21 protein-coding genes are annotated in these 17105 nt (G+C 70.1%); 19 read left to right on the forward strand and 2 right to left on the reverse strand.

Going from position 1 to position 17105, the window contains the following annotated elements:
* Together ABZ154_RS24230 and ABZ154_RS24235 are read right to left on the reverse strand one after the other, a co-directional pair.
* On the reverse strand, nucleotides 1-410 hold a 410-nt coding region (locus ABZ154_RS24230), incomplete at its 3' end, for a helix-turn-helix domain-containing protein (RefSeq protein WP_356835848.1).
* A 238-nt stretch (nucleotides 411-648) separates the two neighbouring features.
* A complete protein-coding gene (locus ABZ154_RS24235; RefSeq protein WP_356835850.1) occupies nucleotides 649-1272 on the reverse strand; it encodes a hypothetical protein in 624 nt (207 codons plus the stop codon).
* Between the two features lie 62 nt (nucleotides 1273-1334).
* Between ABZ154_RS24235 and ABZ154_RS24240 the strand changes: the two genes are divergently transcribed.
* From ABZ154_RS24240 to ABZ154_RS24330, 19 genes are all read left to right on the forward strand, one after another.
* Nucleotides 1335-1781, forward strand: a complete 447-nt coding sequence (locus ABZ154_RS24240) for a helix-turn-helix domain-containing protein (protein WP_356835852.1) — start codon at nucleotides 1335-1337, stop codon at nucleotides 1779-1781.
* The gene (locus ABZ154_RS24245) at nucleotides 1778-3013 is read left to right on the forward strand and encodes a PBSX family phage terminase large subunit (RefSeq protein ID WP_356835854.1); all 1236 of its coding nucleotides are present in this window, start codon (nucleotides 1778-1780) and stop codon (nucleotides 3011-3013) included. Before ABZ154_RS24240 ends, ABZ154_RS24245 begins: the two co-directional genes overlap by 4 nt.
* Before the next feature lie 66 nt (nucleotides 3014-3079).
* Entirely contained in the window at nucleotides 3080-3517 is a 438-nt protein-coding gene (locus ABZ154_RS24250) for an HNH endonuclease signature motif containing protein (protein ID WP_356835856.1), read from the forward strand.
* Nucleotides 3501-4982 (forward strand): phage portal protein, encoded by a 1482-nt coding sequence (locus ABZ154_RS24255; protein ID WP_356835858.1) that lies wholly within the window; start codon nucleotides 3501-3503, stop codon nucleotides 4980-4982. The genes ABZ154_RS24250 and ABZ154_RS24255 overlap by 17 nt, the downstream gene beginning before the upstream one ends.
* Before the next feature lie 19 nt (nucleotides 4983-5001).
* Nucleotides 5002-7257: a phage minor capsid protein gene (locus ABZ154_RS24260; RefSeq protein ID WP_356835860.1), complete on the forward strand. Its 2256-nt coding sequence runs from the start codon at nucleotides 5002-5004 to the stop codon at nucleotides 7255-7257.
* A gap of 249 nt (nucleotides 7258-7506) precedes the next feature.
* Nucleotides 7507-7710, forward strand: coding sequence for a hypothetical protein (locus ABZ154_RS24265; protein ID WP_356835862.1), 204 nt, complete (start codon nucleotides 7507-7509; stop codon nucleotides 7708-7710).
* 61 nt (nucleotides 7711-7771) lie between these two features.
* Complete coding sequence (locus ABZ154_RS24270) at nucleotides 7772-7924, forward strand: Rmf/CrpP family protein (RefSeq protein ID WP_356835864.1); 153 nt, start codon at nucleotides 7772-7774, stop codon at nucleotides 7922-7924.
* Nucleotides 7925-8010: 86 nt separating this feature from the next.
* Nucleotides 8011-8709, forward strand: a complete 699-nt coding sequence (locus tag ABZ154_RS24275) for a hypothetical protein (RefSeq protein WP_356835866.1) — start codon at nucleotides 8011-8013, stop codon at nucleotides 8707-8709.
* Between the two features lie 18 nt (nucleotides 8710-8727).
* Complete coding sequence (locus ABZ154_RS24280) at nucleotides 8728-9738, forward strand: major capsid protein (protein ID WP_356835868.1); 1011 nt, start codon at nucleotides 8728-8730, stop codon at nucleotides 9736-9738.
* Nucleotides 9738-9968, forward strand: coding sequence for a hypothetical protein (locus ABZ154_RS24285; RefSeq protein ID WP_356835870.1), 231 nt, complete (start codon nucleotides 9738-9740; stop codon nucleotides 9966-9968). The genes ABZ154_RS24280 and ABZ154_RS24285 overlap by 1 nt, the downstream gene beginning before the upstream one ends.
* A 2-nt stretch (nucleotides 9969-9970) precedes the next feature.
* Complete coding sequence (locus tag ABZ154_RS24290) at nucleotides 9971-10369, forward strand: hypothetical protein (protein ID WP_356835872.1); 399 nt, start codon at nucleotides 9971-9973, stop codon at nucleotides 10367-10369.
* Nucleotides 10363-10683 (forward strand): hypothetical protein, encoded by a 321-nt coding sequence (locus tag ABZ154_RS24295; RefSeq protein WP_324289634.1) that lies wholly within the window; start codon nucleotides 10363-10365, stop codon nucleotides 10681-10683. The genes ABZ154_RS24290 and ABZ154_RS24295 overlap by 7 nt, the downstream gene beginning before the upstream one ends.
* Nucleotides 10680-11027, forward strand: coding sequence for a hypothetical protein (locus ABZ154_RS24300; RefSeq protein WP_267829502.1), 348 nt, complete (start codon nucleotides 10680-10682; stop codon nucleotides 11025-11027). The genes ABZ154_RS24295 and ABZ154_RS24300 overlap by 4 nt, the downstream gene beginning before the upstream one ends.
* The gene (locus tag ABZ154_RS24305; protein ID WP_356835874.1) at nucleotides 11024-11455 is read left to right on the forward strand and encodes a minor capsid protein; all 432 of its coding nucleotides are present in this window, start codon (nucleotides 11024-11026) and stop codon (nucleotides 11453-11455) included. Before ABZ154_RS24300 ends, ABZ154_RS24305 begins: the two co-directional genes overlap by 4 nt.
* 12 nt (nucleotides 11456-11467) lie before the next feature.
* Complete coding sequence (locus tag ABZ154_RS24310; RefSeq protein WP_356835876.1) at nucleotides 11468-12010, forward strand: hypothetical protein; 543 nt, start codon at nucleotides 11468-11470, stop codon at nucleotides 12008-12010.
* Nucleotides 12010-12498, forward strand: a complete 489-nt coding sequence (locus ABZ154_RS24315) for a hypothetical protein (RefSeq protein ID WP_356835878.1) — start codon at nucleotides 12010-12012, stop codon at nucleotides 12496-12498. Before ABZ154_RS24310 ends, ABZ154_RS24315 begins: the two co-directional genes overlap by 1 nt.
* A 233-nt stretch (nucleotides 12499-12731) precedes the next feature.
* Nucleotides 12732-15143 (forward strand): phage tail tape measure protein, encoded by a 2412-nt coding sequence (locus tag ABZ154_RS24320; RefSeq protein WP_356835880.1) that lies wholly within the window; start codon nucleotides 12732-12734, stop codon nucleotides 15141-15143.
* A gap of 3 nt (nucleotides 15144-15146) precedes the next feature.
* A complete protein-coding gene (locus tag ABZ154_RS24325) occupies nucleotides 15147-16052 on the forward strand; it encodes a phage tail domain-containing protein (RefSeq protein WP_267828384.1) in 906 nt (301 codons plus the stop codon).
* A 13-nt stretch (nucleotides 16053-16065) separates the two neighbouring features.
* A complete protein-coding gene (locus tag ABZ154_RS24330; RefSeq protein WP_356835882.1) occupies nucleotides 16066-17049 on the forward strand; it encodes a hypothetical protein in 984 nt (327 codons plus the stop codon).
* Nucleotides 17050-17105: the final 56 nt, after the last annotated feature.

The raw sequence follows: 17105 nt of genomic DNA on the forward strand, positions 1-17105 counted from the left end.
CCGAAGGCCCGCCAGACCCGCGAGACAGCCGACTGCGACATGCCCTCCGCCTCGGCCATCGAACGCGTCGACCAGTGCGAGTCACCCGTCGGCGGCGCCTGGCCAAGGGTCCTGGCCACCAGGGCTTCGACCTGCTCGTCCGTGATCCTCCGCGGCGCCCCCGAACGCGGCCGGTCCACCAGGCCCTCCAGCCGGTCCGCGGCGAACCGGGACCGCCACTTGCGTACGGTCTCCCGCGAGACGCCCAGGTCATCCGCGACCCGCGCGTTCGACAGTCCTCCAGCACATGCCATCACGATCCTCGACCGGAGCACCAGTGCCTGAGACGCGGTCTGCTTGCGCAACCAGCCTTTCAGTACCCGGCGTTCATGGTCGGACAGCTCCAGCGGCAACGGCTTCGGACCAGGCATCGTTCCACCCTACAACCGCAAGCGAACTAGCGACTCAGGACACTAGGGAGGTGATAAACCGACCGTACGGCGCTGCCTGTCTGCCTGTCCTGAGATCTGCCGAAGGGGCCGAACATGCCAGCAAAGGGGCTTGCGCCGTTATCCGTTCGTGACCTAAAGTCGGGAGCGCCTCTGGCGTGCCCGGAAACAATCAGCGTTCCTATGCCCCGCCACCATCCTCCGCTGGCGGGGCGATCGGCTATGCGGCGGGGCCAAGGTTCGAGATCGCTTCAAGCTGCCCGAGAACCAGCTCGCAGCTTGCTACGTAGTCAAACGCTGCGTCGGGCAGAACGGTGTGATCGCCGTGTGAAACCCGCGCACGCAGGCGAGACAGGTTCGTCATCGTGTTGGCCATGTGGGGCGACAGCAGACCGCGGTCGGTCAGCTCGCGAATGGCTTTTGATGCGACGAAATAGCGCTGATTCTCGGCGCCCTGCGGAAGTTGAAGGGCCGCCTTCCGGAGCGTCGTTTCGACTGCACGCCACGCGATCATCACGGCGCTGTCCGGTGAGGTCGCGATCAACTCCAGTGCTTGATTGATGGGTTCATCACGCTGCCGAGCATGACCCCCGGCACTGTGCATCAACGTGCCGCCGTACACCGTCTCGCCCTCACCGGCTTGGACGGCACTAGAGCCCTCTACCTCCTCAAACGTCCGCGCGGCCTCTTCCGCAAACTCAATCGCCCCGGCGGGCGTTTCCAGCCGGGTCATCCGATCAAATGCGCGCTTTAGATGGCGACGGAACGACCACGCGAGTACCACAGCCACCAAGGGCCAGACCAGGGCCTCGACGTACTTCAAGACAAGCTCTGCGATCTCCACTCACACATACTGGCGCACCACTTGACCCCCTGTAGTACGAACTGATCGGTTAGGGGGTGACGATGGCCGACCCGATCACCGACACCGACCGGGAAGCGGTCCGCCGCCTGCACTCCGAGGGCAAGTCCCGCAACGCCATCGCCCGGACGACCGGGCGCAGTGCCGCCACCGTCTCGAAGATCGCCGCCGACCTCGGCCTCGCGTTCAGCGGCGGGGCACGAGTCGCCGCCGCCACCGAGGCCCGCCGCGCCGACGCCGCCGCACGACGCGAGCAGCTCGCCGACACCGCCCTCGACGGTGCCCTGAATCAGGTTGAGCGGGTCGGCGAGGCCGACTCGGCGCGCGACGCACGCGACTACGCGACGGCCGCCCGCGCGCTGACCGAGGTACACGCCAAGGTCGCCGAGCTCGCCCGCCAGACAGGCACCGGGAGCACCGGGGGCTCGATGCTCGACCGCCTCGCCGACGCCCTGCTCGGGCCTACGGGAGACGACTCCGACGGGGGGTGAGCGCCTCGCCGCCGCCTCTGTCCGACAAGCAAGTTCGCTCGATCCGCGAGGCCACCACCCGTATCTGCCTGTGGCACGGCAGTGTGCGCTCGGGGAAGACGATCGCGTCGTTGCTGGCCTTCCTGCTCGCCGTGCGCCGCGCGCCGGCGTCCGGGCTGATCCTGATCGTGGGGCGCAGTCTCCAGACGATCGAACGGAACTGCCTCGAACCCTTGGCGGACCCCGCCCTGTTCGGGCCCGCCGCGGCGGAGGTGCGCCATACGCGCGGGGCGACGACGGCGGTCATCCTCGGTCGCGTCGTGCACCTTGTGGGCGCGAGCGACGCTCGGGCCGAGGGCAGGCTGCGCGGCCTGACCGCCTCGCTCGCCTACTGCGACGAGGTGACCTTGCTCCCCGAGGGCTTCTTTGTTCAGTTGCTCGCCCGACTGTCCGTGCCCGGGGCAAGGCTGCTCGGCACGACGAACCCCGACTCGCCGCGACACTGGCTCAAGGTCAACTATCTGGACCGACAGGCCGAGCTCGACCTCGCGTCGTGGCACTTCCGGCTCGCCGACAACCCGAGCTTGAGCCCGGCGTACGTCGCCGCCCTGGCCGCCGAATACTCGGGCCTGTGGCGGCGTCGGATGATCGACGGCGCATGGGTGATCGCCGAGGGCTCGGTGTTCGACATGTACGACGAGCAGCGCCACGTCGTGACCGAGCTCCCTCCGATGCGCCGGTACTGGACCGGGGTGGACTACGGCACCGTGAACCCGTTCTCGGCATTGCTGCTCGGGCTCGGCGACGACGGGCGCCTGTACGTCACGAGCGAGTGGCGTCACGACTCCCGTGCACGGCACAGGCAGTTGACCGACGCGCAGTACAGCAAAGCGGTTCGCGCGTGGCTCGCCGAGCAGGACGTCGAGGCCGAGTGGACTTTCGTCGACCCCTCGGCGTCGAGCTTTTCCACGCAGTTGTGGGCGGACGGTCACCCCGGGGTGACAAAGGCAAAGAACGACGTGCTCGACGGAATCCGCAGTGTGGCGACCGCGCTCGACGCCGGCCTGCTGTTCATCCATGAGTCATGCGAGGGGCTGCTCGCCGAGCTCCCCGAATACGTGTGGTCGGACGAAGCGGCGGCCCGTGGTGAAGACCGGCCGGTGAAGCTGAACGATCACTCGGTCGATGCGCTGCGGTACGTCGTGCACAGCACCGCGCACGAGTGGCGCGGCCTGCTGACGACCGCCGCCTGAACCTCCCCCCACCCCGCCCCGCCGCCTCGCCGCGCCCCGGGCCCGACCGCCGAGGGGGGTGATCGCGTGCGATCTGCGCTAACTGACCGGTTCCTCGCGAAGATCGTCGACGGCCCCCTCGGCTGTTGGGACTGGAACGGGCACGTCAAGCCCAACGGGTACGGGCAGTTCAAGGTCGAGGGCCGCCCGCAGTACGCGCACCGGGTCGCCTACACCCTCACGCGCGGGGCGATCCCCGAGGGACTGGTGATCGACCACCTGTGCCGCCGGCGGCACTGCGTGAACCCCGACCACCTCGAAGTGGTCTCCCACCGGACCAACATCCTGCGCGGTGTGAGCCCGGCGGCCCGCCGTGCCCGACAGACGCATTGCGCCCGAGGGCACGCGTTCGACTCGGCGACGACCTACGTCGCCCCGAACGGCACCCGACACTGCCGCCGCTGCTCGACGGCGCGCGCACGGACACGACGACGGCGGGGGGTGCACTGTGCCCCTGCCCGATAACGGCGCCGTATGGCCGCCGCAGCAACTCGCCCGCCACTACGCCGAAATCAAGGTCGACGACGCTTGGTACTCCGGTGATCACGACAAGCTGACCGCCGTCTACCGCGATACCCCCGTTCGCCGCGACGGCCGTCGCCGTCTGTGGGGGCGCGACCGCCAGCAGCGCCCCGGCACTCGTGAGCAGCGGCTGCACATCCCCCTGCCCGGCGACATCGTCGGCGCATCGGCCGACCTGCTGTTCAGCGAACCGCCCGAGCTCACCGTGACGGACACCGCCACGCAGGACCGCCTCGACGAGCTCGCCGAGTCCGACGGCATCGCGAACACGCTTCTCGAAGCGGCCGAGGTCGCCGCCGCTCTCGGCTCGGTGTACCTGCGCGTCACATGGGATCGGTCCCTTGCCGACCGGCCGCTGCTGACCAGCGTCCACCCCGATGCCGCCGTGCCGGAATTCCGGTGGGGGCAGCTCGCCGCCGTGACGTTCTGGCGCGAGCTCGCCTCGACCTCGGCCACCGTGTGGCGACACCTCGAACGGCACGAGTCGGGGCGCGTCCTACACGGTCTCTACCAGGGGTCGGCGGACGGCCTCGGCGTACGGGTTCCCCTGACCGAGCACGTCGAGGTCGCCGACCTGGCCGCCTCTCTCGGCCCCGAGGGCGACGCGATCAAGACGGGGATCGAGCAGCTCACCGCCGCCTACTGTCCCAACATCCGACCGAACCGCCGCAACCGTGGCTCGGTGTTCGGGCGCAGCGACTACGCCGCGCCGGTGTACGACTTGTTCGACTCGCTCGACACGACATGGACGAGTTGGATTCGCGACCTGCGGCTCGCCCGCGCGCGGCTGCTCGTACCCGATGGATACCTGCACGATCACGGCCCCGGAGAGGGATCGTCGTTCGACCAAGATCGCGAGATCTGGCAGCTCTTGAACATCCCGCCGACCGAGGCGGGCGCGAATCAGATCACCCTCTCGCAGTTCGCGATCAGGGTCGACGAGCACGAGCGGACCTCGACCGCGATCACGCGACAGGCCGTACAGAGCGCCGGCTATTCGGTGGCGACGTTCGGCCTCGGTGACCAGAGCGGCGCGATCACGGCGACCGAGGTCAAAGCGCGCGAGCGCCGGTCCATGACCACGCGCGGAAAGAAGGTGCGTTACTGGTCGCCGCCGGTCGTCGACATGCTGCTCGTGATGCTGCTCCTCGACCGGCAGTTCTTCACCCCTCGCATCGTGCCCGAGCGGCCGACGGTCGCGTTCGGGGACTCGATCAGCGAGGACGCTTCCTCGCTCGCACAGACCCTGTCCCTGCTCCAACAGGCACAAGCGGTCTCGGTGTTGACCAAGGTTCGGATACTGCATCCCGAGTGGGACTTGGTCGACGTGAAGGAAGAGACCGACCGCATCCTCTTGGAGAGCGGCGCCGCCGTCCCCGACCCCATGCAATCCGGGGCGCTGCTGTAGCTCGTGCGGGGGGGGTGTCATGCCGATTCAACCCGCCATGGCCGAGGATCTCTCGGCCGCCGTCCGCGATCTCTACGGGGACGCCGAGCAGCGGCTGCTCGCGCTCGTCGCCCGGCAGCTCGACGGCGGGTTCGAGGCCCCGGGGTGGGCGGTCGCCAAGCTGCGCGACATCCAGCCGCTACGCCGTGCGGCGCAGGGCGTAGTCGACGCTCTCGGCTCGGCCATGCAGCTTGAGGTGTTCTCGGCCGTGACCGAGGCGTACGACGTCGGCGCCCGCGCTGGGCTCGCCGAGCTCGGCGCGCTCTCCGACGCCGATGCGCGCCGGATCGCCGAGAGCACCCCGGGCGCCCGCGCCGTTGACCGGCTCGCAGCCGAGACGATCGAGCTCGTCACCGAGACGCATCGCGGAATTCTGCGCGGCGTCGAGGACGGATACCGGCAGGTGATCGCCGAGTCGGCGGCGACGCCGCTCCTCGGGGTGGACACCCGCCGGCAGGCCACCCAATCGGCGATGGCACGGTTCGCCGACCGGGGGCTGCGCAGCTTTGTCGACCGTCGCGGCCGGTCGTGGCAGATGACCTCTTACGCCGAGATGGCCGTGCGGACGGCCGTCGGTCGCGCTGCGGTCGAAGCGCACGGCGACAAGCTGCGCGCCGCCGGAATCTCCCTGGTGATCGTCTCCAACGCCCCGCACGAGTGCCCGCTCTGCGCCCCGTTCGAGGGCAAGGTCTTGAGCCTCGACGGACCGGGCGGCGCCCGAACGGTGGAGATGGAGCACGCCACCGACGACGACCGCATCGTGCGGGTGGATGTCGCCGGATCGCTGGACGACGCGCGGCGGCACGGACTGCAACACCCCAACTGTCGGCACTCGACGAGCGCCTACCTACCCGGGGTGACCCGGACACCGGTCGAGCACTCCGAGGACCCCGACGGATACGCCGCATCCCAACGGCAGCGCGCGATCGAGCGCGCCATCAGGAAGTGGAAGAACCGCAGCGCCTCGGCCCTCACACCCGAGGGCAAGCGCGCGGCCGAGGCACGCGTGCGCGCCTACCAAGGCAAGATGCGCGAGCACCTGGCCGCGCACCCCGAGCTCATCCGCCGGCGCGAGCGCGAGCAGCCCGGGGCGAGCAACCTCCCCTCGACCGCGCCGGTCCCGCCACGCGATGCGGTCGAGGCCGCGCGCGTACGGGCGGGCGACGACCGCACCCTGCCCGAGATGACCGACGCCGAGCTCGGCGCAGCGATCCGGCCCGGAGTGCTCGACGGCCGAGACCTCGACCGCATCCGAGCCGAGGGCGACCGCCGCGACGAGCAAGACCTGCTCGACCGCATCCGCCCCGGCGGGCGCATGGTCGACAGCCTCGCCCCGTTCAGCGACGACGAGCTCGCCCGGATCGCGACCCACCTCGACGACGAGCAGATGCTGCGCGTCATGGCCGAGGCGGACCGGCGCGACCTCGACGCCGCCATGCCCGAGATCCGTCGCGATCTCCTCGGCATGTCCGAGCGGGACCTCGCCGCCCGCGCCCGCAACGTCCCCGAGGACCGACCGGCGATCGGTGCCGAGGTGCACCGCCGCCGCGCCCTCGACGAGCTGTTCCCCGGCGGTCGGCTCACCGCCGACATGTCGGGGCTCGACGACGAGCTGCTCGTGTGGGGCATCCGCTACGCGAGCCCGGACGACTCGGCCCGGATCGCCGCCGAGATCGACCGGCGGCACCCGCCCGCACCGCCCCCGCCACCGGCAGGGGCGACGGTTACCGACACTCTCGCCGCGCGGGACGCCCTCGACGAAGCGATGCATCCGGTCCGCCTCGACGATCCACCGCCCGCCGATCCCGACGAGTGGGGCCCGTACGGCTCCGACGTCGAGCGCGGCCCGGACGGCACCGAGCACATGTCCGCCACCGAGCGATGGGTGTACGAGCGCGAGCTCGAAGCACGATCGGCACGCGAGGCGTACAGCCGCGCCGAGATACGCGAGATGTACGACGAGCACATCTACGTGCAGTGGCTCGCCGCCGAGAACGCGACCCGAGGCCACATGCTCAACCGCCGCGCCGAGTCCGCCGGCGTCGACCCGCGCAGCCTGTTCTCGGGCCCCTCCCACGTCGCGTACGCACGGGCGAGCGAGGACCTGATCAGGTTTTGGGAAGACACCTCGCCGCGCCTCACCTTCGCCGAGTTCACCGAGCAGGTGACCGGCGTCCGCACCGGCGCAGGTGCGACCGCTCGAAATGCACGCGAGAATCAACGGCGCAAGTTCTAGGCGCCTTTCGCTTATCTGACTATCACTCAATTCCCGATGTGATCCCGCTCACGTTAATGTCGAATTCTCGGAAAATTAGTGAATATCAGGTCTACCCTGACGTTGTCAGGGTAGACGCTGGTATTCGCTAAAGTCCTCTGACCTGCGAAAACTTGAATTGCGATCTTGGTCCGTGGTGGCCAATCTGATGTTGTGCCGAGGCGCCCGGCGCACACCATCGACGATCGCAACTCATCCAGGGGGAAACCCGTGTTCGACCTCACGCAGATCATTCCGCTCGCGCTGGGCACCGTCTCGCTTGTCGCCGTGGCGTCCGACCCGTACGCGCCCTGTGGCAACGAGGCCAAGCAGGAGGCGGAGACGATCACCGACCACCTGCGCGCCGTGGCCAACCACGCCCGTGCCGTCGTGGTGCTGATCGTCCGCAAGACCGGTGCGGCCGGAGACAACTAGCGCTGTCCTCGGTAGCGGGTGACGTCCGCCGCCGAGAAACCCAGTACGAGGGGGTGGTCGCTTGGGCTTCCGCGAGGACGCGCTGCGGGCTCGGCAAGCCGGGCTTGCCGCCGCGCGGGCCGGTCGCCCGGCGACCGTCTGCCCCCGCTTCAACGATTTGCGGCTGACCGCCGCTTGGGTGCGTGGCTACGCCGCCGCCGAGCGGGGGCCGTAGCCGCCCCCATTCCCTCTCAAAGGGCCGTCCCGTCGGGGCGGCCCCTTTTTCATGCCCGCACCACGCCCCCGGAGGGCCGAGCACTCATGACCGAGCACACCCTCGACGACTCCCTGCCGGTCCACCCGCGAACCGGCGACCGCGCCCTCGGCCGCCGCCAGGACGGGCGCCCGATCTGGCCCATCCGGGGCGGCTCGGGCGAGGGCGGCGACCCCGCCGCGCCGCCCGCGCCTACCGGCGGCCCCGCCCCCGCACCGAACCCGGCCGCGCCGCCGGCATCCGACCCCGCCGCCGAGCAGCAGCTCGCCGAAGCGACCACCCGCGCCGAGCAGGCTGCGGCCGAGCGCGACGAACTACGCGTCGCCCTCGATGCCGTGACCAAGGCGCTCAACCCCGGCGGCGCGACCGAGCAGGACCCCGCCGCCCTGGCCGCCGCCGTCGCCGAGCGCGACCGGCTGCTGTCCGAGCACGCGACCGAGCTGCGGTCCGCACGCGTCGAGCTCGCCGTCGCGCGAGTCGCCGCCGACCAAGGCGCGCGCGGTGACCGCCTGCTGAACTCCCGCTCGTTCCTCGCCTCGGTCGCCGACCTCGACCCGCTCGACGCGAAGTTCGGCGACAAGCTCACCGCCGCGATCAAAGCGGCCGTGGACGCCGACCCCGACCTGTACCGCGCTGCCCCAAGCGGACCGCCGCGCGGGGGCGGGGAGTTCAACGGCCCGCCCGCCAGCGAGCGCCGCGCGACCACCCTGCACGACGCCGTCGCCGCCCGCCTGAGCAGCGGCTGACCTTCCCAGGAGAAACCTTTGCCCACCTCTCTCGCCGAGGCCCGGAACAACGCTGTCGACGACGTCGATCTGAACGTCATCGACGAGTTCCGCAAGTCCTCGGACATCCTCGACCGACTGACTTTCGACGACACCGTGAACCCCACCGGTGGCGGCGACACCCTGACCTACGGATACCGGCGTCTGATCACGCAGGCGAACGCCGAGTTCCGAGCGCTGAACACCGAGTACACCCCGGCCGAGGTCACCTCGCAGCGGTACACGGTCGACCTCTCGCCGCTCGGCGGTAGCTTCCGGATCGACCGTGTGATCTCTCGCATCGGCCCGGCCGCCTCCGGGGCGGTCGCGCTGAACATGTCGCAGAAGATCAAGGCATCGCGCGCGAAGTTCGCCGACGCCGTGATCAACGGTGACAAGGCCACCGAGACGAACGGGTTCGACGGTCTGTCGAAGATCCTCACCGGGACCGACACCGAGTACCTGCCGCTCTCGAACGGCGTCGCGTCCGGTTACCTCGACTGGACCACGATCGGCGACAAGGCCGGCGCGCTCGCCGCGCAGCGGCACATCGACGCGTGGCTCGCCAGCATGGATGACACCCCGGATGTGATCTACGGCAACGCGAAGACGCTCGCGCTCTTCAAGACCGTGGCGGCGTGGACGGATCAGATCGACAAGTCCACGGACGCGTTCGGCCGCCCGATCACGGCGTACAACGGAATCCCCTTGATCGACCTCAAGAGCAAGGCGGGCAGCAACACCCCAGTGATCGGGCTCGTCACCCGCGATCCGGACGGCGCCGCGACCGGTGGCAACGTGACCGGCCTCGGCGACCTCTACGCGATCCGGTACGGACTCGACGGGTTCCACGGGGCCTCGGTCGCGTCCGTCCCGCTCGTGCAGACGTGGCTTCCCGACTTCAACAGCGCCGGTGCGGTCAAGCTCGGCGAGGTCGAGATGGGGCCGCTCGCCCCGGTCCTCAAGGCCACCCGCGCCGCGGCAGTCCTGCGCAACATCAAGAGCGCGTGATGCCCATGAACGTGCGCCTCACCGCCCCTCTCGGCGACTTCACCGGCGACGGCCCCGGCGGTCTCCACTTCATCAACGGCACCGCCACCACGAGCGACGTCGCGATCATCGGGTACTGCCAGGGCGCCGGGTACGACGTCGAGCTGCTCGATGACGACGTCACCGAACCGGACGGCCCGCCAGACACCAAGTCGGCGGGCCGTTCCGGTCCTCGGCGCGCGAGGGGGTGACCTTGGCCCGACAGCCCTACGCCACCCCCGAGCAGCTCGCCGCATGGCTCGGCGCTCCCGCACCGACCGAGGCCGAGCACCTGCTCGCGCGGGCGGGCGAGGACATCGACTCGGCGCTGCTGACCGCGATCTACCCCGTCGACGACGACGGCGACCCGACCGACCCGCAGATCGCCGCCGCCCTCGGCTCGGCGACATGCGCGCAGGTCGAATACTGGCTCGCCGCCGGCGACGACGGCACGGGCGCGGCGGGCAAGTGGGACTCGGTCTCGATCGGTCCTGTGAGCCTGTCCGGCCGCGCCGCCTCGACGTCCGGAGCGTCCGGCGTCGAGCTCGCCCCCCGCGCCGCCCGCGCGCTGCGCCGTGCCGGTCTGACCCCGGGGCGGGTGGTGACGTGGTGACCCGAGTTCCGCCGTCCCTGCTACGGCACCGGATCGGCGTCGAGCCCTATCTCGGCGACGGCGCGTACGGGCCGACGTACGGCCCGCTCGTCGAGCACCCCGCGCTCGTCGGCGAGGCGGTCCGCATGGTCCGTGCGACGGACGGCCGCGAGGTCACGAGCACCGTGCAGATCATCGCCGCCCCCGCTCTGGACTGTCCTCCGGGCTCGCGCGTGACGCTGCCCGGGGGCCGGATCACAACGGCGATCACCACCGCCTCGCACACCGCCCCGGGCCTGCCGGTCCCCGCTTCCACGGAGGTGATGTGTGAATGAGCCGCGCCCGACTCCGGTGGAACGGTGACGCCGCAACCGCCGCGATCCGCGCCGCCGCGACCCGGGGCCTACTCCTCGGTGCCGAGCACGTCCTCGCCGCGAGCAGGCAGCGCGTGCCGATCGCCGAGGGCACCCTCGAACGGAGCGGGGCGACGTCGGTCGACGAGCAGCAGATGACCGCCGCCGTCAGCTACGACACCCCGTACGCGCGCAGGGTCCACGAGGACATGACCGCGCGGCACGCCCCCGGGCGAACCGCGAAGTTCCTTGAGGGCGTTCTGCCCGAGACGGCTCCCGAGGTGCAGGCCCTGATCGCCGCGCAGGTCCGGCGCGCGCTGCGATGACCTACACCGTCGACCTGCTCGACGGTCTCGCCCGCCTGCTGCACTCCGCCGGCGTCGGCATCTACCGCCCCGACGGCCCGTACGCCGCCGACGAGACCGCGATCACGATCGCGGCGCTTCCCCCCGCCCCCGACCGGTGCATCTGTCTGGCCGCCTATCCGGTCACCGACTCGTCGGTGCTGACCGACACGACCACCGGGATTCAGGTCCGCACCCGCGCGGGCGCTGACCCCCGCCAGGTCGACGCCCTCGACGACCAGGTGCACGAGCTGCTGCAAGGCAGCGGCCCGCACCAGTTCGGGGCGGTGCCGGTCCAGCTCGTGTATCGCGTCTCGGCCGCCCCGATCGGCACGGACGCCTCGGGCCGCTGGGAGCGAAGCGCCAACTACTACGCCCGCGCGCATCGCGCGGCCCCCCATCTCGAATAGAAGGAGGCGCCGTTGAGCACCCCGACGCCCCCGGCCGAGACAGTGACCGCGCTCGCGCGCCGGTACCGCCTCGAACTGGATACAGGCACAGTCCCCGCAACTCCCGTGTGGTCGCTGGTCCCTGGGATCACCGAGTTCACCCCGAAGATCGAACCGACTCAGCAGGAGGTGACCACCTACGACGCCGAGGGGTGGAGCGAGCAGGCCGTGACCATGCTCGCGTGGTCGATCGAGGCCACCCTCGCGCACCGCGCACACCCGACGACCGGTGTGTTCAACGCCGCGCAGGAAGCGCTCAGGAAGGCGAGCCGCGCGTTCGGTGCCAAGAGCTACGTACGGGTGCGGTACTACGACCGCAACGGCGCCGACGACGCCCAGGAAGGTACGGCGCTCGTGACGTGGGAGCCGGACGGGGGCGGACCGGACGAGGTCGACACGATCAAGGTCACCTTGACCGGGTCCGGCCCGCTGATCGAGATCACGAATCCGGTCGCCGGCGGGGGCACGTTCGCCGCCGCCGAGTCCAAGACGCTCAAGGCCGGGGGTGATGCGTAGTGGGATTCGATGCCCTCGACGAGCTGCTCGACGAGCTGCTCGAACTTCCCATCGGCGGGAAGATCTACACCGTGCCCGCGCCGTCCGCCGAGATCGGTCTGCGGACGCAGGCCCTGATCAACGCCGCAGCAGTAGCGGCCGACGGCGGTCGCGCCGACGAGCAGGTGCTCGGCGACGCCGCCGAGCGCGACCTGTACCGCGAGGTACTCGGACCCGCTCACGATGAGTTGGTCGGCGACGGCGTGAAGTGGCCCGCCCTCAAGCACGCCGCGATCACCTCCATGGTGTGGATCGCGCAGGACAAGACCGCCGCAGAGCGGTACTGGAACGCGGCCGGCGACCCTTCTCGTCTGGCCCCGAACCGAGCAGCTCGCCGGAACCGATCGGGTGCGGCGAGCTCGACGTCGAGTCGGGGCTCTACGAGTGGTACGAGTACCCGCCCGGTACCCGCCCGAGGAAAGGGCAAGAAGGGCCGCAAGCCTCACTGACGTGGGCGCAGATCCTCACCGAGTGGCCGCTCGTCGAGGCCGATCTGCACGAGGTCTACGGAATCGATCTAGGCACCACGGGCCTGCTGCAATCCCGGTCGTGGCGATGGCTGCGCGTGCGCGTCCTCGCCCTGCTCAGCGCTGAATCCCGCCTCGCGCGGGTGCTCACACCTCCGCCTGACGCCTCCCCGACGGGAGGCACGACCACCAGGAGGTGAGCCACTTTGGCGCTCATGGTGGGCGAGCTCGCCGCGACGGTCGTCATCGACGACTCGGGGGCGGGCGCGGGCATGGACCGCGCCCGCGCGGCGGTGCAGGCGGGCGGCGATCAGATCGCCGCCGCGGCGGACCGAGCCGGCGAGCGGGCCGGCGACAGCCTCGGCGACGGGCTCGCCGAGGGCGCGGCCGACGGTGCCGACCGCGCGTCCTCGGGCATGGGAACCGCGCTCAAGGGCTTTGCTGCTGCGGCGATCGGCGCGGGCATCGGCGCGGCGCTCATGGCCGGTGTCGGTGAGGCCATGGACCGGCAGAAGATCGCCGGGAAGTTGCAGGCACAGCTCGGCACGAGCGGCGCCGTCGCGAAGGAGTACGGCGCAGTCGCCGGACAGCTCTACTCGGGCGCGATCGTCGACAACGTCGCCGACGGTGCCGAGATCCTCAAGGGCATTGCGCAGCAGGGGCTCTTGCCCCCCGAGGCGACGCAGGGCCAGATCAAGAGCATGGCGACACAGGTCGCCGATACGGCGGCCGTGATGGGCGAGGACGTCGGCAAGGTGTCCCGCGCGGTCGGCGTGATGCTGAAATCCGGCATTGCGAAGAACGCCGAAGAGGCGATGGACGTCCTCGTCAAGGGGACACAGAACGGCACGAATTCCGCCGAAGACCTGTTGGATACTTTCTCCGAGTATCCGACTCAATTCCGCGACTTGGGGCTCGACGCACAGACCGCAATGGGTCTGATGCAGCAGGGCCTACAGGGCGGTGCGCGCGACGCCGATACGGTCGCCGACGCCCTAAAGGAATTCGCGATCCGCTCGAAGGACATGAGTAAAACGTCCGTCGAGGCTTTCGCGTCGATCGGCCTCAACGGCGACCAGATGGCGAAGGTCTTCACCAAGGGCGGACCGGAAGCATCGAAGGCGCTCGGTACGGTCCTTGAGCGGATCAAGGCCATCAAGGACCCCGCCGAAAGGAACGCGACCGCCGTCGCGTTGTTCGGCACCAAGGCCGAGGATTTGCAGGCCGCTCTTTTCAAGCTCAATCCGGCGACCGCCGTAAAGGCGCTCGGCGACGTCAAGGGCGCGACCGACTCGGCCGGCGACGCGATGCGCGACAACGCTGCGACCAAGTTCGAGCAATTCAAGCGGGGTGCGATCGACAAGGTTGTCGGCGTACTCGGTACCTACGTGGTGCCTGCCCTCGAAACGGCGGCTGATTGGCTCGGCGAGAAGGGGCTCGGCGGGGCGTTCCGCGCGTCCGTCGGCTGGATCTCGGAGCACTCGACGGCGCTCTCGATCGCCGCCGGTGTGATCACGGTCCTGATGCTGCCGACACTCGTCGCCCTCGGCCTCACGGCAGTAACGACGACGACCGCAGTCGTTACCGGATGGGCCGCGCAGACCGCAGCAGGCGCGACCGCAGCAGCCCGGTTCGTGGTGCTCAACGCCACCATGTTGGCCGGTTGGGTGGCGCAGGGAGTGAGCGCCGGCGCGACCGCTCTGCGAGTGGTGGGCGCATGGGTGCTCATGGGGACGCAGTCCCTGATTCAGGGTGCCCGGATGGCCGCGGCATGGCTGCTCGCCATGGGCCCGATCGCGCTCGTGATCGCCGCCGTGGTCGGCATCGTCGCCCTGATCGTCGCCAACTGGGACACGATCGTATCCGCCACGAAAGCGGCGTGGGATTGGGTGTGGGGAAAGCTAAAGGGAATCGGAAACGCGATCCTTCAGTTCTTCCTCAACTGGACTTTGGTCGGCCTCATCATCAAGCATTGGGACTCGATAAAGTCCGGAACTCTGCGGGTCTGGAACGCCACGGTCGCTTGGGTCAAGGGGATACCGGGCCGGATCGTCGACTTCTTCCTCAACTGGACTTTGGTCGGCCTGATCATCAAGCATTGGGACTCGATCAAGTCGGGAACCGTCCGCAAGGCCGGAGAAATGCTCTCGTGGGTCCGAGGGCTCCCGCGCACGATCGCCGGATACTTCGGCGACTTCGGATCGATGCTGTATAGCAAGGGAAAGGATTTGATCACCGGCCTGTGGTCCGGCATCAAGTCCATGGGCTCTTGGCTCAAGTCGACTCTTATGTCATGGGCCAAGAATTTGATTCCCGGGCCGATCGCAAAGGCGCTTGGAATTCATTCTCCGTCGCGTCTCATGCGAGACAAGATCGGCAAGTTCATTCCCGCCGGCATCGTCGAGGGAATCAAGGCGGGCTCGCCCGCCGTCGACCGCACGATGCGCAGGCTCGTCTCGGTTCCCGCCGCCCCGCAGTTCGCCACCGCCGGGGCCCCCGCGAACAGCGGGGGCGCGGGCGGGGGTTGGGGCGGCCCGACCCTCCACATCGAGAACTGGAACGCCGGTGACGCGACCGCCGATCAGACGGCGTCCGCGCTCGCGTGGCACGCCAAGGCGAGGGGGTGATCAGTGGCCCCCGGTGATCTGGTCACCCTCCCCGGGCACGTGCAGTTCGGCGACCTGCTGCTCGGCCCCCGCACCACCTACGGGTGGCAGTCCCTGACCGGGTGGGAGGACACGCCCGGGTACGACTCCGGAACCGTCAACCGGTCCGACGCCCATGGCGCCTACCCGGGGCGTCTGCTCGCCGGCCCCCGGACGATCACGCTCGACGGCGTCGTCATCCGCACCGACCCCGGTCGGATGAGCGTCGCCGTGCGCGCCCTGTCGGCGGCGACCGCGCTCCGCGACGACGAGCTGCCCCTCGTGATCCAACTCGACGACGCGCCACCCCTGTTGTCGTGGGCCCGGTGCATCCGCCGCGCCGTGCCGGTCGGGACAGGCGGGTACGCGATCGGCGTCGTCACCGGGGCCGCACTCCAGTGGGAAGCGACCGACCCCCGCCGGTACAGCGTGATCGAGCAGCAGGTCGCGACAGGGCTTCCCTCGCCCGAGCCCGGCCTCGACTGGCAAGTGACCCCGGGCCCGGAACGGCTGACCTACCCGCTCAGTTTCGGAACCCCAGGGAGCACCGGAACCATGCTCGCCGTCAACGACGGCGACGCGCCGTCGCACCCGGTGATCACCTTTCGCGGCCCGGTCTCCCGGCCGTCCGTGACCAACCTCCGTACGGGCGAGGTGATCGAGTACGACATCGACCTCGCCGCCGACGACGAGCTGCTCGTCGACACCCGCGAGGGCACGGTGACGCTCAACAACAGCGCCTCGCGCCTCTACACCGCGACGGCCCGCAGCGTGCCCGAGCAGTCCCTCGCCCTCGACCCGGGCGCGACCTCGCTTCTCTTCCGTGCCGCCCCGGGCTCCAACGATTCCCGCGCCGCGGCCTCGGTCCGATGGCGCTCCGCCCTTTGGTAAGGAGGACACTCCCTTGACCGTGCGCGCCGGATGGCTGCTCCCCAGCGGGCAGACCCGCGAGGACACCCGACTGTCCCCCCTCGGCACGATGGCGCCCGAGTCGGCGATGACCACCCGCGACGGCGTGATCGCCGGCGGGTCCGCCCTGAATGCGATCGGCGCCGGTGCCATGCAGGTACAGATCGCCGTCGGTCGCGCCCTGGTGCAAGGCACCGAGGCACAGGGCGCCTACCCCGTGGCCGTGACCGCACCCGAGACCCTCACCGTCACGGACGGCAACGCCACCAATCCCCGTATCGACGTCGTCGTACTGCGGGTGTGCGACGAGCTGTACGACACGACCGGGCAGACGCTCGCTCGCGTCGAGCTCGTCACGGGCGCCGCGAGCGCGACGCCGACCCCGCCCACACTGCCCCCGACGTCACTCAGGCTGTGGGAGATCACGGTTCCCGCCGGAGTGTCCGCCGGAACCGGCGGCATCACCTGGTCGAGCGCGCTCGCCGACCGACGCCGCTACACCGCCGCGTACGGCGGGATCACCCCCCGTGGTTGGGGCCTGTCGTTCGCCGGTGCCTACCCGGGCCAGTACCGGGACAACGGATCGGGCCTCGATCGGTGGGACGGCGCGGCGTGGCAGACCCTCGACCCGGTCATCGGCTGGACACCCGTCACCCTCGCGACGGGCTACACCAACAACGGCAACGCCCAAGGGACCGTCCGGTACCGGCGGATCATGCACGGCGGCGTGCCACACCTCCAGCTACGGGGCGGCGTCTCTTGGACGACGTCCGGCACGGTGCCGAACAGCGGGAACCTGCTCACCTCCGTACTGCCGGCGAACTGCCGACCGGTCGCGCTCACCTCGCTACCGATCGCCGCCGGTGGCGTCGACATCAAGCTCGACGCCCAAACGAGCGGACAGCTACGGCTCATCTCCAGTACCGGCCTGACCACATGGGCGGCGTTCGGCGGCGTGCAGTACCCGCTCGACGCGTGAGGGGGTGATCGCTTGATCGCCCCTACGTACCGCGTGGTCCTGTGCGACCTGCGCAC

The organism is Streptomyces sp. NPDC006261 (genome assembly GCF_040613515.1).
In the GTDB taxonomy this organism is placed as follows: Bacteria; Actinomycetota; Actinomycetes; order Streptomycetales; family Streptomycetaceae; genus Streptomyces.